The sequence below is a fragment of the Micromonospora sp. WMMD1120 genome (genome assembly GCF_029626235.1).
Taxonomy (GTDB): domain Bacteria; phylum Actinomycetota; class Actinomycetes; order Mycobacteriales; family Micromonosporaceae; genus Micromonospora.
In genome coordinates this window covers 4,661,905-4,682,195 of record NZ_JARUBO010000005.1, presented here as the reverse complement: position 1 = coordinate 4,682,195, position 20,291 = coordinate 4,661,905, and the positions used below count along the sequence as shown (strand labels likewise).

General features: G+C 70.6%; 15 protein-coding genes. 5 read left to right on the top strand and 10 right to left on the bottom strand.

Features of this window, described 5'->3' with window-relative positions; translation table 11 throughout:
• Positions 1 to 392: 392 nt before the first annotated feature.
• Positions 393 to 1,190 carry a hypothetical protein gene (locus O7634_RS21810; protein WP_278151969.1) on the top strand — a complete coding sequence of 266 codons (798 nt, stop codon included), beginning with the start codon at positions 393 to 395 and terminating at the stop codon, positions 1,188 to 1,190.
• A gap of 283 nt (positions 1,191 to 1,473) precedes the next feature.
• Here the strand turns inward: O7634_RS21810 and O7634_RS21805 are convergent, their stop codons facing one another.
• The 8 genes from O7634_RS21805 to O7634_RS21770 form a co-directional block, all read right to left on the bottom strand.
• Entirely contained in the window at positions 1,474 to 2,703 is a 1,230-nt protein-coding gene (locus O7634_RS21805; RefSeq protein WP_278151968.1) for a serine protease, read from the bottom strand.
• A 127-nt stretch (positions 2,704 to 2,830) separates the two neighbouring features.
• A complete protein-coding gene (locus O7634_RS21800; RefSeq protein WP_278151967.1) occupies positions 2,831 to 3,625 on the bottom strand; it encodes an SGNH/GDSL hydrolase family protein in 795 nt (264 codons plus the stop codon).
• 251 nt (positions 3,626 to 3,876) lie between these two features.
• Positions 3,877 to 4,218, bottom strand: coding sequence for a hypothetical protein (locus O7634_RS21795; protein WP_278151966.1), 342 nt, complete (start codon positions 4,216 to 4,218; stop codon positions 3,877 to 3,879).
• Between the two features lie 274 nt (positions 4,219 to 4,492).
• Positions 4,493 to 4,915: a hypothetical protein gene (locus tag O7634_RS21790; RefSeq protein ID WP_278151965.1), complete on the bottom strand. Its 423-nt coding sequence runs from the start codon at positions 4,913 to 4,915 to the stop codon at positions 4,493 to 4,495.
• A gap of 210 nt (positions 4,916 to 5,125) precedes the next feature.
• On the bottom strand, positions 5,126 to 7,597 hold the full coding sequence (locus O7634_RS21785; RefSeq protein ID WP_278151964.1) for a GDSL-type esterase/lipase family protein: 2,472 nt from the start codon (positions 7,595 to 7,597) through the stop codon (positions 5,126 to 5,128).
• A gap of 231 nt (positions 7,598 to 7,828) precedes the next feature.
• On the bottom strand, positions 7,829 to 9,577 hold the full coding sequence (locus O7634_RS21780; RefSeq protein ID WP_278151963.1) for an ABC transporter ATP-binding protein: 1,749 nt from the start codon (positions 9,575 to 9,577) through the stop codon (positions 7,829 to 7,831).
• Entirely contained in the window at positions 9,574 to 11,103 is a 1,530-nt protein-coding gene (locus O7634_RS21775) for an ABC transporter ATP-binding protein (protein WP_278151962.1), read from the bottom strand. The genes O7634_RS21780 and O7634_RS21775 overlap by 4 nt, the downstream gene beginning before the upstream one ends.
• A gap of 11 nt (positions 11,104 to 11,114) precedes the next feature.
• A complete protein-coding gene (locus tag O7634_RS21770) occupies positions 11,115 to 12,164 on the bottom strand; it encodes a helix-turn-helix domain-containing protein (RefSeq protein ID WP_278151961.1) in 1,050 nt (349 codons plus the stop codon).
• A 312-nt stretch (positions 12,165 to 12,476) separates the two neighbouring features.
• Between O7634_RS21770 and O7634_RS21765 the strand changes: the two genes are divergently transcribed.
• Entirely contained in the window at positions 12,477 to 14,195 is a 1,719-nt protein-coding gene (locus tag O7634_RS21765) for a hypothetical protein (protein WP_278151960.1), read from the top strand.
• A 9-nt stretch (positions 14,196 to 14,204) separates the two neighbouring features.
• On the opposite strand, the gene O7634_RS21760 is transcribed toward O7634_RS21765, so the two are convergent.
• Together O7634_RS21760 and O7634_RS21755 are read right to left on the bottom strand one after the other, a co-directional pair.
• Entirely contained in the window at positions 14,205 to 14,489 is a 285-nt protein-coding gene (locus O7634_RS21760; protein ID WP_278151959.1) for a RyR domain-containing protein, read from the bottom strand.
• Positions 14,467 to 16,596 carry a TIR domain-containing protein gene (locus tag O7634_RS21755; RefSeq protein ID WP_278151958.1) on the bottom strand — a complete coding sequence of 710 codons (2,130 nt, stop codon included), beginning with the start codon at positions 16,594 to 16,596 and terminating at the stop codon, positions 14,467 to 14,469. The genes O7634_RS21760 and O7634_RS21755 overlap by 23 nt, the downstream gene beginning before the upstream one ends.
• Positions 16,597 to 16,728: 132 nt before the next feature.
• Here O7634_RS21755 and O7634_RS21750 point away from each other — a divergent pair, with 132 nt between their 5' ends.
• From O7634_RS21750 to O7634_RS21740, 3 genes are read left to right on the top strand one after another with little or no spacing between them, the layout of a single operon-like run.
• Positions 16,729 to 17,340 (top strand): NUDIX hydrolase, encoded by a 612-nt coding sequence (locus O7634_RS21750; protein ID WP_278151957.1) that lies wholly within the window; start codon positions 16,729 to 16,731, stop codon positions 17,338 to 17,340.
• A complete protein-coding gene (locus tag O7634_RS21745) occupies positions 17,337 to 18,383 on the top strand; it encodes a macro domain-containing protein (protein ID WP_278151956.1) in 1,047 nt (348 codons plus the stop codon). Before O7634_RS21750 ends, O7634_RS21745 begins: the two co-directional genes overlap by 4 nt.
• A complete protein-coding gene (locus tag O7634_RS21740) occupies positions 18,380 to 20,161 on the top strand; it encodes a hypothetical protein (RefSeq protein WP_278151955.1) in 1,782 nt (593 codons plus the stop codon). The genes O7634_RS21745 and O7634_RS21740 overlap by 4 nt, the downstream gene beginning before the upstream one ends.
• Positions 20,162 to 20,291: the final 130 nt, after the last annotated feature.

The window sequence follows — 20,291 nt, the reverse complement described above, 5'->3', positions numbered from 1 at the left end:
GGCTTGATCCCCGGGTCTCCGCCAGAGTCAGGCGCGCCCGTTCTTCCAGGGCGGTGAAGACCGGCGTGCCGACACCCACCAGCACCGGATGGGTGAGCGGTCGCCGGGGCCGGTTGCGCCGGTGGCGGCAACGAGACGCAACGGTACGCCGACCGCGTGCGGGTAGCGGGATTCGCGCTGCTCACGACCGCGTACGCGAACGGCGAAGGCCGTTCCTACCTCGGGCCGTGACCCGGTGCGGGTGAGCGCCGCTACTTGCGTCCGAAGGCGGTGGCGGCCATGAGAAGGTAGCCGACGCCGGACAGCGGTACGGCGTACCCGAGGGCGAGTACGCGGTCCCGCGGCGCCAGGCGAGGTATCGGCCGTGTGATGATCGGGTGGTGCGGGTGACGATGGCGACCGACGCGGGACACCCGGGGCGCACGAACGAGGACTTCGCAGGGGCCGTTACATCCGCAATGGTCCTGGTTGACGGCGCGGGTGGCATCGCCGGCGCGGAGAAGGTCTGTCATCACGGCGTGGCGTGGTACGCGACTCGCCTCGGCGGCGCTCTGCTGGGCACGCTGTCCGATGACCGACCCCTGCGTGACGTGCTGGCCGACAGTATCGAGCGAATCACCGATGAGCATCGCGACACCTGCGACGTCGCCCATCCGAACAGCCCGTACGCGGCCGTGGCGATGCTCCGATTCTCGGACCGTCTCGTCGAGTATCTGGTTCTCGGTGATGCCGTTGCGGTCGTCGGCAGCGCGGGGGCCACGCCACGGGTCGTCCGCGATCCGCGCGAGGCGGTGATCGCCCGGTCCTTCGAGACCCGGCTCGCGGGTGTTCCGGAGGGCAGTGACGAATACCGCCTGCTCCTGCGGGAACTGCGCGCTCGTCGCAACAGCCCGGGCGGTTTCTGGGTGGCCAAGGACGACCCGCGGGTAGTGGACGAGGCGATCACCGGTAGCCGCCCGGTGGACGAGGCGACAGTGGGCGCGCTGCTCAGCAACGGCGCAAGCCGAATCGTGGACATCTTCGGACTGACCGACTGGGCCGGACTGCTGCACCTGCTGGACACCGACGGGCCCGGTGCGGCCATCCGCCGGGTCCGAGAGACTGAGGTGCGCGAGGACGTCGCCACCGACGACGCGACGATCCTCTACCGCAGCTGTACCCGAGCCCAGCTCGGCGCGGACCGCCGGTAGCCGATGACGACCGTCGGCCTGGACGTCGTCGCGCCGAACACCGACCAGACCTCGGGATCAGGCTCTTGTCGCGATGACGGCGGGCTTCGATGTCGCGCAGCACGTCGGGGTCCCACCGGCTGGCGTTCCAGTCGTCGCTGGTTGGAGTGAGCGACAGCGGCCGCTGCCGCCGCTGGACGGAGGCAGCGGCCGGGCCCGGTGGCCCGACGGATGATGCCCGATCGGCGCCGATCCGGCGCCTCTCCGGTGGCTCGCCGTCAGGACGAGCCACCGGAGTACGTCGTCAGCCGTTGTCGATCAGGCTGGCGATCTCGTTGTAGATCAGGTGCGCCTTGGCGCCCTGGTTGGACGGGCAGCCGCCGAGGTGGTGCAGGGCGACGACGCGGTGAGCGGCGTCGAGCACCGGCGAGCCCGAGTTTCCACCCGAGGTGTCGCAGCTGTAGCTGATGTTCCAGGTGTTGTAGTTCGCATTGCGTACGGTGCAGAGGCCACCGTTCTGGGTGTCCTCGTAGATCGACAGCCGCTTCGGACTGCCGTCCCCGTGTCCGGGGATGTAGATCCGCGTGCCGGTGCTGGTGGCGGTGGTCCTCAGGTAGAGCGTGCCGAACCCCTGGATCGTGGAGAAGTTGTTCACCGAGTAGAGCGCGTAGTCGAGCTCGCCCGAGCCACCACTGCTCACCCGGTAGAGGGTCGCACCGCTCACCTTCGTGCCCGATCCGGGATTGCCGCCTCCGCACGTGGCGCACTGGTAGTTGAACTGGACCTCGCTGGCGCTGACCGTGGACTGGGTCGACACGCAGTGCTTGTTGGTGAGCATCCGGTTGGTGTCACCGACCCGCCAGGTGGTGCAGAGGCCACCGCCACCGATCAGCAACCGTGCCACGGCGCGGCCACGGGCGTACTCGGTGGGGTGGCTGTTCTGGTAGCAGACCACGTCCCGACGGGCGTCGGTGCTGCAGACGGATGTGGTCGAGAAGTTGTGCTCGGCGATCTCGGCCTGGTCGTAGCCGCGCCAGAACCGGTCGACGTCGACGATCGCGCGTGCGGGCCGCCTGCTGTGTAGCGTCACGACGGCGGTGTCCCCCGTCACGGACATCGCCCAGAAGCCCGGCTCGCCATCGGTGGTGTAGTCCGAGCCGGCCGCCCGGTGGAGATTCCTGTCGTACCGATAGGTTTCCTGGCCGTCCGGGCTCGACACCGTGACGTGGTCGCCCTCGTCGAGTCGCAGCGACCGGAAGTGGACCTTGATGTACGTGGCGCCGGGGTGCCGGATGACCTGAGGCGACCCCGACTGGACGGCGGCGCGGGTGGCGTCGAGGACGCGCAGCTCCCCCACCGTGGTGACGCCCTCGGCGGAGAATTGCGCGACCTCCGGGGCCCGCACGGATGCCGGAGCGGTTGGCGGAGCCGGCTCCGCGCCGGCGGCGGGCGCCGGCACCAGACTCGCTCCGAGGACCCAGACACCGAGCACGACGGCGGCGTCCCGCACGCGGCGCCGCAACATGTCCCTCATCCGCTCTCCCTTCCAATGGACGGCAGACGCCGCCCCTGCCCTTTGGATAGAAGACTATCGATAAATGACGCGCTGTGGCACCACGCGACCGGAGCCCTTCGCGCACGGGCCCCGGCCACGTTGCCGGTCAGCCGGTGACGGCCGTCAGCGCGGGCAGATAGCCGGAGGAGTGTCCGCTGGCCCTGGGGTGGTACGACTCGGTCAACGGCCAGGTGGTGCCGTTGATCCACGGGCTGCTCGCGCACACGCCGTGGCCGGCGAAGCGGGTGCGGACGTCGGCGTAGGTGAAGCCCGCAGCGGCGGCGCGCGCGGAGATCACGCCGGACATGGTGTCGGCACCGCCGTTGAGCAGGCCACGCTTGTATTCGCTGATGCTGCCGAAGCCACAGGAGCCGAGCTCGAAGAGGCGGGGGTACCCGAGCACGACGACCTGCGCCGACGGGGCCCGGCTGCGGATCGCCTGGTACGTCTCGTTCAGCCGCCCGGGCAGCGTGTTGGTGATGTAGGACTTGGCGTTGTTGACCGCCGAGAGGCACGAGCTGTCGCTGCCCAGCCGGCAGGTGGTCACCACATTGGCGAATCCGGCGTCGTTGCCGCCGACCGAGATGGTCACCAGGTCCGTGCCGGCACTCAGCGCGCCGAGTTGGCTGCCGAGCACGTCGCTGGTGGTCGCGCCGGAGCACGCGACGAACTGGAAGCTCGTCGGCGCGTGCGCGTTGGCCCACAGCCGGGGGTAGGCCTGCGGGCTGCGCAAGCACGATCCGCTGCTGCTGTCGTAGTTGTTGGTGCCGACGCCGGAGGAGTAGGAATCGCCGAGGGCGGCATAGTCGGTGCTGGCGGCGGCGGCCGGCACGGCGAGTCCGAGGCTGAGCAGCAGACCGGTGGCGAGTCCGCCGAGGGTGGGCAGGAGCCGACGACGCATTCAGGACCTCCAGGGATAGCCGGGGTCCACGTCGTAACACATCGGCTACTCGCCGGTAACAACGGCAGCGGCGGATTGCACGACCCGCGCGCAAAATCGAACACCGCAGTTGTCATTTCCCACTAGATCGATGAATATGGATTCTTTGCGTCGACCGGCCGACGGCGTGAACGCGGCGGTGGCGCGGGACGCGCCGACAGCGGAAGACGAACGGCGCCGAACCCGGCGAGCCCGGTCGGACCGCACCTGGGTCAGGGTGCGAGCGGGAAGCGGGTCCAGGTGACCGCGTCGGTGGTGACCAGGACGTGGTCCGGTTCCCCGGCCGACCCGTCGTCGCGTCCGAACAGCCAGGCGTACCCGGGTGCCACGCTGACCGAGCCGACGAGCGGGCCGTACTCCCGGGCGGTCGTGAAGTGTCTCCCGCCGTCGCGGCTGACCAGCAGTCGCGCGAGGACGTCGGCCGCCACGCCGTCACCGCCGGGAGTGATCGCCAGCAGTGACCCGTCCGCCCCCACCGTGAGATCCCAGTGCGTCCGCGCCGGCAGGTCGGCGCCGGTGTCCGTCCAGGTCTTCGCGCCGTTCGTCGTGCGCAATAACCGCACCTCAGCGTGCGTTCCCGACGCGGTCAGCAGGTAGCCCTCCCGGTCGTTGAGCCCGACCGCCGCGATCGCGGCCGCGTCGACGCCCGTCTCCCAGCTGGTCCAGGTCGCGCCCCCGCCGGTAGAGCTCGGAGATCAGATCGCCGTCGGACACCGTCACCTCCCCTCGTCACCACTCCCACCTACGGGGTGCGAGGAAGGTTCCGGCGCCCGGAAACAATATGTCGAGAGGTGATGGCCGGCTGTCGATGGGCGGCCGGCATGCCGCTCAGAAGCCTCGGAAGACGCCGTCCGGGTCCGCCGCTCGCGCGAACTCGAAGAAGTCCATGTTCGCTATCGACAGGTTGTTCTCGATTGCCTGGACCTGCTGCGGCACGGTTCGGAACGGACCCGTCTCGATCCTGTCGTTCAGATTGACGACGAGCAGGGGACGTTCGGGCAGCGAGACGGTGACGGTGTCGACGACGAACAGCACGGGGTGCCGGTACTGACCTGGGTAGGCGCGAGGATAGCCGGCTGCGATCGCGGTCTCGTCAAGACCGATCAGCGCTCGGTCCTCGACGAACTCGACGCCAGCCCTGAAGCCCTCGGCCGTGGGGTCGACGATCTCGTCTTTGAGCCGCTCCCACACCTCGTCATCACGGAAGTCCGCGCGAATGACCGGAGCACACCACGTCTCTGGCAGCCACACACCCACAGGGTAACGAGACGGGCCTTCCGGCGGCTGCGCGCCGCTCGACGACGACTCGTCCGACGCGGAGGCCGGTGTCTGCAACTCCCCTGCACGTGAGGTGGCCCCTACTGTCGAGGCAGTGAGTTGTTCGAGTTTGGCACTGGATGTGAGTGCGGTCGGTGGGCCTGGCGCGGGCCGCCGTCCGGGTGGACGGCGGCCCGCTGCCGGTTAGAGGTTTCCGCCGCGGTTGAGCCAGGCCCGGACCGCACCCTGGCGGTAGACGACGAGGTAGTCGGCCTTACCGTCGCCGGTGACGTCGTTGAACTGGATGTACTCGCGCGGGTAGTTCGAGGCGTTGGACCAGTTCAGGTGCTGCTCGAAGCCGCCGGCGTCCTTACCGCCCCGGTTGAGGAACGCGTGGACGCTGCCGTCGGTGCCGACCATCAGGTAGTCGGCCCGGCCGTCGCCGTCGACGTCGGAGAAGCGCAGGCTGTTGAGCGAGGCGCCGTTGACGCCGGGGGCCCAGCTCAGCTTCTCCACCCACTTCGGCTTCTTGATCAGCGTGCCCGAGTCTCCGTCGGCGATGTTGTAGTAGGCGTGGACCCGGCCGTTGTCGCCGATGCGCAGGGCGTCGTCGCGCCCGTCGCCGTTGATGTCGGCGAACCGGATGTGCGCGCGCTTGACGCCCTGCAACTGCGCCGGGCCGGCGTTCGCCATCTTGGTCCACCCCGGGGGTGAGGTGTTCGTAACTGAGAGGTTGAGGTAGGCGTCCATGTTGCCGTCCTCGCTGACGAAGACGACGTCGTCTCGGCCGTTGCCGTCGATGTCGGCGAGACGGATCTGGTTGCCGTACGCGGGTGGGTTCGAGCCGGTGCCGACCTGTGCGCAGGTGGAGCACGGGTTGAACACCCCGGTGCCACCGAGCCAGAGCGGCCAGGTGATGTGCCCGGGCTCGTCCTCGGTGTTGATGGCGACCCGGATCGAGCCGTCCTGGCGGATCTGGACGTAGTCCTGCCGCCGGTCGCCGTTCATCTCCGCGATCTCGGTCCGGACGTAGTTCGCCGGCCGTGGCATGCCCGGAGCGATCACACCGATCCGACTCCAGCCGGACCCCAGCGCCGTGCCGTCGTCGACCGGATTGCCGGTCGCGTCGCACGGTTCGCTCGGCTCCGGCATCTCGGGCGTCTGGATCCAGCCCCCGTCCATGGCCTCCCGGACGCCGAAATAGAAGGCGTGGGCGAGTTTCATGTAGCCGCCGTCGTTCGGGTGGGCGTCGTTCTGCATGCCCTCACTGGCCTGGATGTTGCTGGTGTCCGCCCAGATCACGTGTTTGCCCTCGGCCCGCAGGTCGCGCACCACGTTGTAGATCGCCGGGTTGTAGGTGTCGATGCGGGGTTGCAGGCCGGACTTGTCGGTGGGCAACAGCTTGGCGACGACGACCGTGGCCCGGGGCGAGTAGGCAAGCGCCTTGTTGATCAGGTTCTTGAGGCGTTGGGGTGCGCCGGACAGGTCGTAGCTCTGGTTGATGTCGTTGGTACCGGCCATCAGCGTGATGACGTTCGGTTTGTACTGGGCCACCTTGCAGTCGGCGACCCGGGTGATCTGGTCGATCCGCCACCCGGGATGACCCTCGTGGTCGGGATCGTCCATGGTGCCGGCCTCCTGCGAGCCGACGAAGTCGACGTCACCGGCGACGATGTCCAGCGCGTCGAACAGTTCTCCGCGATAGCCGTTGTTGTCCGAACTCTCCACACCTGCGGTGATCGAATCACCGAGAGGCATGACCCGCAGCTCGGTGGAGGCTTGTCCGACTGCCCGCCGCAGACGTGCGACGAAGTCGAACAAGAACCGCTGCATCTCCTCTTCGATGAAGGCGAACACCGACAGCGTCCCCGATTTCGTCCCCAACCACGTGAGCAGGGCGCGGAACGAGTCCTTCAGGTAGTTCTGCAGGCTGGTGAAGACGGGCACACCATATTTCTCGGCCCAGGCGAGGACCGCACCTACCGCAGCGCCCAGCGCGGCACCGAGGAGACCCTGTGTGATCGCCTCGACCCAGACATCGCGGCTGCCGAGCGACCTGCCGTCGAACATCGAGTTGAAGAGATCGATGAACAGGCTGATGAAGAAACCACCGAGTGCGCCGCAGGCAGGAGCGAGCGCCGGGATGACGGGGATCGCTGCTGCGCAGGCGGCCCCGATCAGGGCGCCGATCGCCGTACCGCCGATCGCCGCGACTGCTTTCTGCCACCAGTTCGCGTTGGCCTGGACCTCGCCGGCGGGGATCACCACCACGAGGGTGGCATCGACGGTGACCAGCTTCCCGTCGAAATCGAGAGTAGGCGCGGCTGGTTCACCAGTGGGCGGCACGACGCCGGGAAGGTTCAGGGTGAACCGGTCCCCGAGGAACGTGCCGAGCGACGTGCCGCTGGCCTTCGCCCGCCGCGATTCGTCGGTGAGCTTCTGCATGTAGTCGTGGAACTCGTCCTGGTACTCGGCGCCGTGACCCGTGATCTGGAACATCGCGTCGTCGCCGCTGTCGGCCAGCGTGCGCAGGTCGCCCGCGTCCTTGGCGCAGCCCAGGCGCAGGGTGACGTCGCCGGCCGACGTTCCCGACGGCAGGGTGAACGCGCTCTCCCCCCGGTCGCAAGGGTCGAGGCCCGCGGCCAGCGCCGGCCGGCCGGGAGCCAGTCCCAGCACCAGTACGAGGACACAGAGAATGCCCGCCAGGAGCTTTCGTTGTCGTGGCAGCACCGCGAATGACGATGTTCGGCCGGATCGGATTGACATGTGTTCTCCTCGAGTGAGCGCGACGTAGGGCCCGGATCGGCGGTACGGGTCGCCCGATCGGTTGTCCATAATGGACGGTTGATGTTTCCGACACTGCCTTCGACGGATCGCGACGTCGACTGACGACAGGATTCCGGCGGGTCAGGTCGTTGACGTCGCCGAGTGCGACCAGGCCGACCAGAGAGCGGTGTAGGCGCCACCGCGCGCGATGAGGTCGTCGTGCGTACCGATCTCGACGATGGTTCCGGCTTCCAGGAGGGCGATGCGATCGCATGCACGGGCCTGGGTCAGCCGGTGCGCGATCACCACGGCCGTGCGGCCCTCGATCAGCCCCGCGGCGGCCCGCTCCAGATCACCGGCACCCGCGCTGCCCGCCTCGGCGGTCGCCTCGTCGAGCACGACGACGGGCGGGTCACGCAGGAGCAGCCGCGCCAGCGCGAGCTGCTGCGCCTGTGCGGGCGACAGCGGGCCGGCTGCCGTGTCCAGCAGATCGCGCGACGCCCAGTCGCGCGCGCCGACCGCCGCCAGGGCACTGAGGAGGCGGTCGTCGCCGGCGTCCGGCGCGGCGTAGGTGAGGTTGTCGCGCAGCGTGCCCGTGAAAACATGGGTCTCCTGCGACACCAGGCCGATCCAGTCGCGCAGCACGGCGGGGTCCAGGTCGGCGACGTCGACGGTGGTGTCCGGGCCGGTCAGCGTGATCCGGCCGGCGTTCGCGGGGAAGGTGCCGGCGATCAGGTTCGCGAGTGTCGTCTTGCCGGCGCCGCTGCCGCCGACCAGCGCCAGCGAGGTGCCCGCCGGTATGTCGAGGTCGATGCCGGTCAGGACGTCGGGTACGCCGTCGTACGCGTGCCGCAGCCCGCAGACGGTGACCGCTACCGTCCCCGGCGCGCCGGGTCGTTCCTGCCGGCCCGCGGCGGGCGGCGGCACCAGCAGAACTCCGGCGGTACGCGCCATCGATGCCTGCGCGCGCTGCACGGCGTCGAAGGAGAGCAGCAGGGTGCCCAGCGGCGTGAACAGGCGGTGGAACAGCAGGGCGGCCGCCGTCACCGCACCGACGGTGACCAGATCGGCGCGGACCAGCCAGTAACCGGTCAGCAGGACGGCGGACAGCCCGATCGCCTCGGCCGCGTTCATGCTCTTGCTGAACCACAGGTAGCTGCGCGCGGCGCGCAGGGATGCGGCCAGGTTGTCCCCCGACGCCGTGGCCAGCCGCCGGGTCTGCAGCGCGGCCATCCGATACGCGGACACGGTGTTACGACCGTGCAGTGACTCCAGCAGCACCCGTCCGCGCTCGGCGGCGAGCGACCGCTCCTGTGTCCAAAGGAGGGCTGCCCGCGGCAGATAGGCACGCAGGCTGAGTGCGTAGATCGGGAAGACCACCACGAAGGCGAGCGCCAGCCGCCAGTCCAGGGTCAGGAAGCCCGCGGCGGACAGCATGACGGTGACCAGTGCGCGCAGGACCTCGGCCACCAACGGGACCGAGGTGACGAGATTCTCCAGGTCCTCGGTGACCCGTGACGCCACCTCGCCGCGACCGGCGTTCTCCAGGACGGCCGGTGGCAGCTCGAGGGTGCGGTGGACCGCCTGGGCGCGCAGGTCCGCCGCAACGTGCGCGCCGAGGCGCTCGGTGGCACGCAGTACCAGCGCGGTAGCGGCGGCACCGGCCAGGGCCACCGCGCAGATCCCGGCGGCCACACCGGTCGTCTGGGGCGCGTTGCTGGCACGGACCGCGTCGACCAGCGAGCCCAGCAGCAGCGGGGCGGCAACGGTAGCGGCGGCGCTCAGCGCGGTCCAGAGCAGGGCGGCGACGACCATGGCGCGATGGCAGCTCAGGATCCTGGCAAGCAGGGTGAGGCTTTGCCGGCCGGTGGCGATCGGAAGCGTCGTCATCGCAGGACCGCCGCGGCGTAGGCGGCGTCGGTGACGAGTCGGTCGTGGGTGGACACGTGCGCGGCCCCGGCGTCGGACAGGAAGGCGACGCGGTCACAACGGGCGAGCAACGTGGGCGACGTGGTCACGATGACGGTGCTTGCGCGGCCGTCGCGTCGCGTGCCGGCCAGCCCCGCGCCAACCCGGTCCTCGGTGACCGCGTCGACGGCGGTGAGCGGGTCACGCAGGATCAGCAGCGACGGCTCGGCGGCCAGGGCGCGGGCGAGCGCCACCCGCTGGCGCTGTCCGCCGGAGAGGTTGGCGCCGCCGTCGAGCAGCGCCGACGTCACGTCGGTGGCCTGTGCCGCGCCGAGGGCACGACGCAGGGCGGCCGGATCGGTGTCGCGGCCGGTGTCGAGGGCCTCAGCCACGGTACGGCCGAACAGGTGCACCAGGTGCGGTTCCACCAGCACGTCCGGGTGCGTCCGGGCGAAAGAGTTGATCAGGGCGTCGGCGGCGTCGGGGACCGTGGCGACGACTCCGAGCAGTTCACCCTCTCGCACGGCGAGACCGCACACGGCGTCCGTGCGTGGCGGGTCATCACGGTTCGGCGGCGCGGCATCGAGCAGGACGGCGATGCGGATGGCGCTGGCCCTGGAGATCGCCAGTTGCTTGATGCCGGTGGCGATACGGTCGACCGGCTCGCCGGCGAACGCGACCATGGCCACGACGGTGACGAAGCCGCCGACGCCGATGCGTCCGGAGAGCGTCATGGCGGCCGCGACGGCGGTGGTGCCGACCAGCACGAGGCCGCTGACCATCGCGCCGATACCTACTGCGGCCGCTGCTGCCGTCGCGCTTCGCAGCGCGGTGTCGCGGGAGGTCAGGTTCACCGTACGGTAGCGGCGGACCGCCTCAGCGACGCCGCCGAAGCCGCGCAGCGGTCGCAGGGCCTGGACCAGTTCGGCGGCGAGGGCTGCGGCTGACCCGGCGGTGTGCTGCCGATCGGCGATCCTGCGCTCGAGCACGGGGCTGATCCGACTGACGGCCAGTCCGAGCGTAGGCACCCCCGCGGCGACGCCGAGGCCGAGCCAGGGATCGATCGACAGCAGCACGGCCACGGTGACGAGCAGACCAGCGACTCCCGAAACCAGCAGCACGGCCGCCCGCAGCACCTCGGCGGTGGCCTTGGCGTCGGAGACCAGGACCGTCGACAGGTCGCCGGGCTGCCGCTGCGCGCCGGCACCATCGGTCAGGATGCGGCCGGCAGCGCGGACGCGCAGATCGTGGGCTTCGCGTGTGGTGGCGGAGGTCAGCCGCCAGTAGTTGACGCCACCGCCGGTGGCCAGCACGGCGAACAGGGCCAGCACTCCCCCGACAGCCAGCACGATCGACATCGGCGGGCCACCGTTGACGGCGTGGTCGACGGCCAGTCCGATGGCCAGTGGGATCAGGGCCTCGCAGATCTGGTGTCCGGCCGAGGCGGCACAGGCAAGGGCGAGCGAGCGTGCCCTGCGGTGCAGGACGCCCGTGAGAACGGGATGCATGACTCCGGACGCTAGGAGTCGCCCGCGGCCGCTTCTAACTCCTCGGCAGATGCCGAATCCCCGAACGTGACCAGCAGCGTGTCGCCCTCCGGGCGGCGCGCGTAGAAGACCTGCCGCCCGAAGCGTGTCCGGCTGACGGCGCCGGCTTGTCGCAGGGCAGTCAGGTGCTCGGAGACCGTGCCGGACGACAGGCCGAGCGCCGCAGCCAGGCTCGTGGTGGTCATGGGCTCGGTCAGGGCGCGCAGCACGGTGGCGCGTCCTGACCCGATCAGCCGGGCGAGCCGGTCGCGCTCACGATCGGTTGGCGCCGGGCGCTCGGCCAGCGCCGCCGCCCCCCGGGCCTGATAGGTCACCATCAGGATCTCGGGGTGGTCCGTCGAGCAGGTCATCCTGTTTTGCAGGAGCAGCACGGGCACGAGCACCAGACGCCGCCCGCGCGCGTCGAGCACCGACTCGTGCTGCCTCGACAGCGACAGCACGGGCCGCTGCCACCACGCGGCGCCGCGCAGGCCGCTCAGCAGAGCCTCGGGGCCGGCCACGGCTAGCGTGCGGGCCCGCAGGAGCACCTCCTCGTCGAGCGCGGCCCGCATGGCCGGCCAGTGCGCGGCGGTCGTCAGCTCCCAGAACGCGGCCAGGGCATCGCCCAGCCGGCCGAAGGCGCGATCCGGATCGTCACGATAGGGCGCGAGGAAGGCGGGCAGCTCTTGCGGATAATGCTTCGCGAACTGTTCCCGCACGAGGGCGTGCGGCGTGCGGCGCAGGTTGTCGAGCTGCTCACCGAAGGTCGGGTTGGCCGCCGTTGGCACCGGGGTGAACACGTCCGGGGTCGGCCGGTTGTGACTCTCACCGTACAACTGCGCGTAGACCCTCAGCGGGGCCGTCTCGGGGACCGTCCGCAGCACCTCGCGGGCCCGCCCGACCCATGCCGTGTACGGCCATGGCGCGGCCCGCCGGGCCCGCTCGCGATGCACCATGTCCAAGCCGCTGACCAGCTCGGTGATCGGACTGACGGCGATCCGGGTGCGGTCGATCGAGGAATCGTCGAACTGGATCCGGATCACGCCGGGGAGCTTAGCTCGGCGCCGGAGCCCTCCTCGCCGTCGAGCATGCTTCGCGATGGTGCCGTCCGGTCACGGCCGCGTTCGGTGAAGAGCCGCTTGAGGTCATTTCGTCGAGGTTCCCGACCGCGTCGCGTGACAGCCGGGGCGGTGATGATGCCGGGCGGGCGCGCCGAGGATCGGGTACGCGACCCGCCAGGGCCTTGCCTGCCCGGACGTCGCCGGTGAACCTTAATCCCAGCGGCGAGCCGGTCGTCCGGAAGGAGCGCTGTGCATCCGTTACGGGCAGGTCACCAGCGGGGAGTCTGCTGCGTCGTGGCCGCCGCCGGATACGGCAAGACCACCGCGCTGCGCCGCTGGTTTCCTCCTGCGGGCGCCCGCTGGTGCCGAGGGGACGACGCACCCGTACGCCAGCTCGTCGCCGACGCCGTCGCGGCCGGCGACCGTCTGGTCGTGGTCGACGACCTGCCGCCGACCTCGGCGGAGCAGCTGCACCTCCTAGTCGAGGAGGTCGCGCGGTGGGCGGACGACGTCACCGTCATCCTCGCCTCGCGGTGGCCGCTGTCCGCACCGACCACGCGCCTGCTCGGCAGCGGCCTCTGGACCGAGGTGGGCCCGGCCGACCTGGCGCTCCCCCCGCAACGGATCGCCGACCTGATCGCCGAGGAGTACGGCCTCTCCACACCGGACCTTGCCGACCGGCTGTACGCGGCGACCGGCGGCTGGCCGGCGCTCGTCCACCTGTCCGCCGAGACCCTGCGGCTGGGTGGGGTGCCGCCCGGGCCGCTCGCCCCGATCCTCAGCGAGCCAGGTGGGCCGCTCGCGCGGTACGTCGCCGACGAGGTGCTGGCCGCGCAACCGGCGGACGCGAACCGGCTGCTGCGTCAGGTCGGTGCGTTGGCGCCGGTGAGTGTGGGGCTGTGCCGTGCGCTCGGCCACCGCGGCGCCCCGCGCGTCATCGACCGGCTCCGCCGCACCGGCCTGCTGACCCGCACGGCCTGGGCCGCGGCCGGGCCGGGCGCACCGGCACCCGAAGAACTCTTCGTGCCGATCGTCGTCGAGACCGCCCGGCACGGACACCGGGCACCGACCGCCGATCAGCTCCGCGACACGGCCGCCGCCGCGGCAGACTGGTACGACGAGCACGGACCGCCGGTCGCCGCGGCCCGGGAGTACCTGCGGGCCAGGGACCATGCGGCAAGCGCCCGGGTGCTCGACGCGTACGGCGATCGGATGATCGCGGCAGGTCGCTGCACCGCGGTGGCCGAGCTCGTCCGCATGCTGCCGGAACGGCAGCGCAGCCGCCGGCTGCGTCTGCTGCTCGGCGACGCGTTGCGCACCCTCGGCGACCTCGGCGCGGCCACCCGCGAGTACGACGCCGTCGCCGAGGATGCCTGGGACGCCGGCGTCGCCTGGCGGTTGGGCCGGATCCACTACCAGCGGGGTGACGCCCGCGCGGCCCTGGCGATCCTCGACCGGCCACTCGCCCGATCCGCCCCGCTCACCGATCGGGCGCTGCTGCTCGCCTGGACCGCCCACGCGCACCTGCTGGCCGGCGACACCGACGCCGCCACCGCATGCGCACGGCAGGCGCTCGCCGCCGCGACCAGTGCCGGTCAGGACGATGTCCTGGCCTGCACCCACCTCAGCGTCGCCCTCTGCCTCAGCGTGGCCGGTCGTCACCTACCAGAACGGTGTGGTGGTGACCTACACCGACAACGCGTCGGACTTCTGCGCCCCGAACGGGGGGCCCTGGTACAGCGAGGTCGACTTCCGCCCGGTCAGCTCGACGTACGTCGCGAACGTCGTCGTCAGGCTGCAGAGCGCGCCGGCGGGCGGGTGGTCCTTCTCGACCGAGGGAGCGTCGGCGCCGTACTTCGCACCGTGGTGGCTGCCATAGCCGTACCCGGTCATGCGGCGGTCAACAACCACAGCGTCAAGGAGTGCCCCTGCATTCACGCAGGGGCACTCCCATGGACGGCCGTCTCGGCGGCGCCGACCGACGTAACGGCACCGACACCTGCCCTCGACTGACGGAGTTGTTCAGGTGTCGCGCTCGATCCGGAAGCCCAGCTTGATCAGGAGCCGGATGGTCCCGTCGATCAGCTCCCGGTCGTAGGACTTGTCGTTCTCGTCCAGCTCCTCGTAGGCGACCAGGTTCGGGTGGGTCTTCTCGGCGTCGTCGCGGCGCTCGCCGTACCTCCAGCCGTCCGCGAGCCGTTTCGCGGCCCAGATGTCGTGCGCCTGGCGGGCGAGTGTCTCCTGTTCCCCCCGCACCGCCTGCGGCACCTCGACGCCGCCGGTGTCAATCGGCTGTGGCTGCCACACCGGATGCCCCCTCGTCTGCCGCGTCGGTGCGCGGCGGTCGCGGCCAGTGCGCCGAGACTAGCCGGCTGACGACGGTGAATGCGTGCTCTGCCGCCGCCGCGCGGGCGGCATCGCCCGCGTCGGGCGGCGCGATGCCGACGACAGCGCTGAAGTGGTTGATCCGACCGTACGCCCGGAAGTCCTCCAACTGCTCGACGGTGTCCACCGACAGCACGCCCACCGCCACCGTGTCGGGCCACGTGTTCAGCACCCGAGCGAAGGCGGGGGCGTCCGGCGCGGGCACCACCTCGTCACCGACGGCCACTGTTCCCCGTACCACCGACGGCAGCCCCTCCGCCGACGCCGCGACACCGGGATCGGTCGGGTAGTCCCGGTGCGGGCTGGGCACGAACGAGCTGTCGACGCTGAACCTGTGGAAGCCGCAGATCCGGTCGGCCACCACCACGCCGGCCGGCACCAACGCCGACGCGGCGCCGAGCAGCACGACGTGTTCGGGCCCGAACGCCTCGACGGCGGCCCGCAACGCTTCCCGGCCGCCGTCCGCGCCGGCCCGGCAGAGCACCAGTTGGTAGCCGCTGCCCTGCTGGCGGGCGACAGTGCCGGCGAGCCAGTCGAAGCGGTTGGGATGCTCGGCCGTGCCGACCACCGGGGACGGATCCCGCAGCGTGCGGGCCGCCGCCGCGTACTCCGTCGGGCCGGTGGCGAGCACCACCACGTCCACGTCCGGCGCCGTCCGCCCACCCGCCACGGTGATCTCGATGCGCGGACGGTGCCGCCGGTCGGTCAGGTCGGTGAGCGCCCGATCCACGTCGTCGACGACGCGCCGGACCCGTGCGGCCGCGTTCAGGTGCATCATCGAGGTGCCCTGGATCGGCACTGTGGCGCCGGCATCGTGGTCGAGGAAGTACGGCAACACCCGCATCCGCCCCTGACCACTCAACTCCAGCGCGATGTCCATCTCCTTCCTGCACCACGCGCTGTGCAGATAGTGCCGGCTCACCAGCGGCACGAAGATCCGGCACTCACCGACCTTGGCGAGCAGGCGGTGCTCCCACGCCTTGCCCCGCGGTAGGTCGCTGTTGAACAGGTAGTGGAAGTGCTCGACGTTGCGCAGGTCCAGTTCCTGGGCGATCAGTTGGGCGAGGTCGTTGTCGCCCTGGGCGCTGCTGAGGAAGACCGGGCCCTGGTCCCGGCCGAGGCTCCAGACATACCGGCGGGCCTCCGGTAGGCCGGCGAACTGGAGCCGGGGCATCTGCAACCGACCGATCTCCCGGCCCAGCTCCGGCAGCAGCACGTCCAGCCCGGACCACCAGATGGCGTGTCGGTTGACCGCGCTGGACGCCTGTAGCGCCTGGCTGACGGCGAGCCGAGGCAGTTGCCGGATCGCGTGGTCGTCGGCGCGGTGGCACACCAGCCGGACCATCGGCACGCCACGGGCCTGTAGGAACGGCAACACCCAGGACGGGGTCCGTGGGTCCAGGACGTCGAGGAGGACGAAGTCGTACCGATCCAGCAGTGTCGCCGCTCCGGCGGCGTCGACCTCGTCGCGCAGCAGCGCCTCGGAGATGTTGTCCACCTGCCAACCGGCCTGCGAGATGAGCCGGCGCAGCTCCGGTTCGGCCGCCGCGTACTCCGGTGTGGGTGGGAGCATGAGCGCGGCGGCGCCCAGCGGTCGGTCCACCTCGTCCGCGTGTTCCCGGGCGCGGGCCACCAGCTCGTCGAGCGCCTCCACGGGCATCCGGTACGCGGCGAGCCGATTGCGGTTGAACGGACGGGCCAGGTCCGCGCCAATAAAATGGCGTGCCGGAATGTTGATCTCCGGAATCACCAGCCTCGGCCGGTTTGTCAGCACCGCCAGGCCGTACTCGTGTACGGCGAATGGCGAACAACGATACTGTGGTTGGTTTTCCCGGCGGGTGACCACAGCGACGAAACAGGCGGTTCGTCGCATCATCAACTCAAGGTGCATCGTGGACAGGGTCGCGGAGCGCGGATCGACGGCGAGCGCGAACCGCTCCGACAGCGTCTCCAAAAAGAAGTCGGTGACCCGCCGGTCCAGGACGTCGTAGCTGTGACTGAAGTAGGCCGCCGGTCGCTCGTCGAGCATTTGTGGTCCCCTTTGCCGCCATCTTCCGACAGATCGCCGCAACATCAACGACGTTGGATTCGGAGTTATGCTTAGGTTAAGCGCCGCGCTTCGTGAGGAAAGCGGGCGTTTGTTCGATCAAGGAGCGGCAACGTGCCCGATCGTCAGCGCGACGTCGAAGTCTTCTCCGAGCAGGTGCTCCTCACCACCCGGATCTTCACCATCCGGGAAGCCACACTCCGATATCGCACCTATGCGCCGGACCGCTCCCTGTCCGGCGACTGGAGCAGGCCGGTCACCCTCGTCAACGCCGATCGTGGCAATTCCGTGGCAGCGGTCGTGGTGGACACCGCGCGCGAGGAGCTCATCCTCGTCGAGCAGTTCCGGTTCCCGACCCTCGGCCACGGGTCGGGATGGTTGGTGGAGTTGGTGGCCGGCATGGTCGACGCCGACGAGACGCCGGAGGCCGCCATCCGCCGCGAGATCCAGGAGGAGATCGGGTACGACGTGCGCGCCCTGGAGAGGATCTCGACGGTCTACCCCTCGCCGGGGGGATCGTCGGAGCGCGTCACCCTCTTCTACGCGGAGGTCGACGACAGTCTGCGGGTGGGCGAGGGAGGCGGTCGCGCGGACGAGGCGGAGAACATCGCCCGCCGCGTGCTGCCACTCGGCGACCTGGCGGAGCTGCTCGACAGCGGCGCGATCCGGGACGCGAAGACCCTGACCGGGCTGTTCTGGCTGGACCGCAACAGGACACACCGGTGAACTCGCAACTGCTCGGCGTCACGGGCGCCCTGATGCTGATCGGAATCCTGCTCCAGGTGTGGTTCTCCGATCCGCGACGCGCCGGCCGGCAGGCCGCGATGCAACTGCCGTCGGTGTTGCTCTACGCGGTCGCGGTCTCGTTGCTGATGTTCTCCATCTTCCCGGAGTCGTACGCCGACGGTCGCGCGCTCGGCTTCAGCATCGGCGGGGCCACCGCGTTCGTGCTGGTCTTCACCACTCTCTCCTTCCAGTGGTTGGCGCGCGCGGGCAAGCGTGACGCGCTCGAAGCCGAGGTCCGGCAGGCCAGGCAGGAGGTCGAGCGGCTGAACCGGCGGTTGACCATCGTCGAGGCCGCGCAGCAGCCCCAACGCCTGCAACGCACGACCCGAGCGCACGCGTCGATCAGGCAGGACCGCCGGCACCGGCTCGGCATCATCACCGGCAACATCTCCAACGTCACCGGCGTCGACGTCTGGGTCAACGCGGAGAACGTCCAGATGGAGATGGCCCGTCCGACGGAGCCGACCATCTCCGGCACGATCCGCTACCGGGGCGGGCGGCGTGACACGGCCGGCAACCTGGTCGACGACCTGGTCTACGACGAGTTGCGTGAGGTGGCGCTGCGCACTCCGGTCGCCCCCGCCACGGTTTTCACCACCTCCTCCGGCAGGCTCGCGGAGAGCAACAGCGTCAAGCGGATCCTGCACGTCGCCTCGGTGGAGGGCTCACCGGGCACCGGCTACCGGCAGGTCGCCGACATCAGTGGCTGCATGCGCAACGTGCTGGCCGAGATGGACCGGCTCAACGCCGGCGGCGAGGAGCTACGAACGGTCGTCCTGCCGCTCCTCGGCACCGGAAACGGTGGTGGTGATCCGCAGCGGACCGCCCAGATCATGGTCGAGGCGGCTCTGGACTACTTCCGGGCGCATCCCAGCAGCCGGGTACGCACCGTCTACCTGCTCGCCTTCACCGACCTGGAGGAGCAGATCGTCCGACTGGTGCTGACCGAGCATCACGACGTCAGCGGTCTCGACCCCGCATGAGCGTGCTCGAGGAGGCCGTCGCGACGATGGCGGAAGCGGGCCCGGCGGACGCTCTCTTCTGGACCGGAGCCGGCATCTCCCGGGGTGCGCCGAGCTGTCTGCCGACGGGATGGCAGCTCACCGAGCGCGCCTTCGCGGCGCTGTTCCGCCCGTTCACCCTGGACACCGTCCTCGCGTACCACGAACTGCTGGGCTGGCGGCGCGGGTCCATCTGCCCGGCGGAGCCGGCCCGGACCCGGTTGCCCCGGCTGGAGACGGCGCTCGGCGCGCAGCAGACGCCCGACCTGGTCGGGGAGATTCTTGCCGACGTGCGGGGCGCCCGTCCGAATCCGGTGCACGAGTTCCTCGCCGCGCACCTGCACGCGGGCGGGCATCAGCTCACCGCGAATTTCGATCTGTGCGTCGAACGCGCGCACGTCGAGCGGCACGGGCGGTCGCCGCTGCCCGGTCAGATCCACCACTTCCACAACGCCTTCTCCGACGGGGCGGACCCCGCCCGCCTGGGCGCCACCCTCGCGCGCATCGAACGCGGCTTCGACGACACCGACCGGGCGGCGCTCGTCGACCGACTGCGGGGGCCGGCCCGCCGGATCGTCATCGTGGGCTACAGCGGCAGTGACTTCTTCGACGTGGATGTCGCGGTCGCCGATCTTGCGCCGGGCGCGCTGGACGGCCGGACCGTCCACTGGGTCAACCACTCGTCTTGCGCCTGGCACCGACCGACGCCGCGACCGTCCACCGCCGTCTTCGGAGTCGAGCACGGCAACCGGGACGGCACCCTGCCCGCCCTCGCCGGGCACCTGCGCAGAGCCGGGGCCACTGTCGAGTTCCTCTGCGGGCCGACCACTGAACTCCTCGACGGGCTCGCCACCCGCTGGGGCTTCGACCGAGTTCCCGCGCCGGACCTGCGGCCACCGCGCGCCGTCAGCATCGATGTGGACGACCGGCGCCGGCTGGCCGCCACCTTCCTGTACTTCCGCGCTGTCGGTCTCGTCCCCGAGGTCCGTCGGTTGCTGGCGGAGGAACCTGACGTGCCCGCCGAGGAGCTGATCCTGGCCCGATCCGACCTGATGTGGGAGGAGGGCCGGTACGCCGACCTGCGCCACTGGTGGCGGCAGCAGCCACGGTCGCTGCGCCGCACCGAACGCATCGGGGCGACACTGTGGGTCCAGGGCCGCCTGTTGCCCGCGTACGCGTGGCTGACGTGGCAGCGGCGGCGCGTCTCGGACGAGACGGAGCTGCGGGTCATCGCCGAAACCGAGGCTCGGGTCATCGAGCACATGAGGTTGGTGCCCGACCTGCGCTGGCTGGGCCGCCACCTGGGCCGCAGGGCTGCTCGCTGGTTGCCCGAGCCCCGCCAGCGCGACGGACTGCACGAGTTCCGGCGGCTCGCCGACGTCTCCACGAGCCTGCGGCACGCCACGCCGGCCACCTCCCGGCCGGAGTCCGAGGCGGCCGAGACCCAGGAGTGGTTCCTGGAGGCCGGCAACGTCCATGCCGCCCTCTCCTACCAACACCGGCGTCTGCGGGACAACCATCGCGTCACGACGCCCGTCGCTGAGCTGGGCCGGCTCTATCGCGCCCAACAGCGCCGGGCGGAGATCCTGGGCTCGACGGCGGCGTCCTGGCGGGTGCTCCTGCTCCCCCGGGCCGGGCAGGTGTTCACGCTGCGCGAGGCGGTCGTCGGGTGCGCCGCCGTGCAGTTCGGCGCCTGGCACCGGGTACGCCTGCTCGGTCGCGTCCTGCTCGACCGGGTCCGGTCCCGCACCCGCCCCTGACAACCGTCCACCGCCGCCGTGCCGGCAGTTCCCGGCACGGCCGTCGATGAACCCGTTGACCCACGCCGGCCGCCTGGCATGATCATTCGTAGCACCAACTCCGTCCGCCGACCGACCGCATCGAATCGCC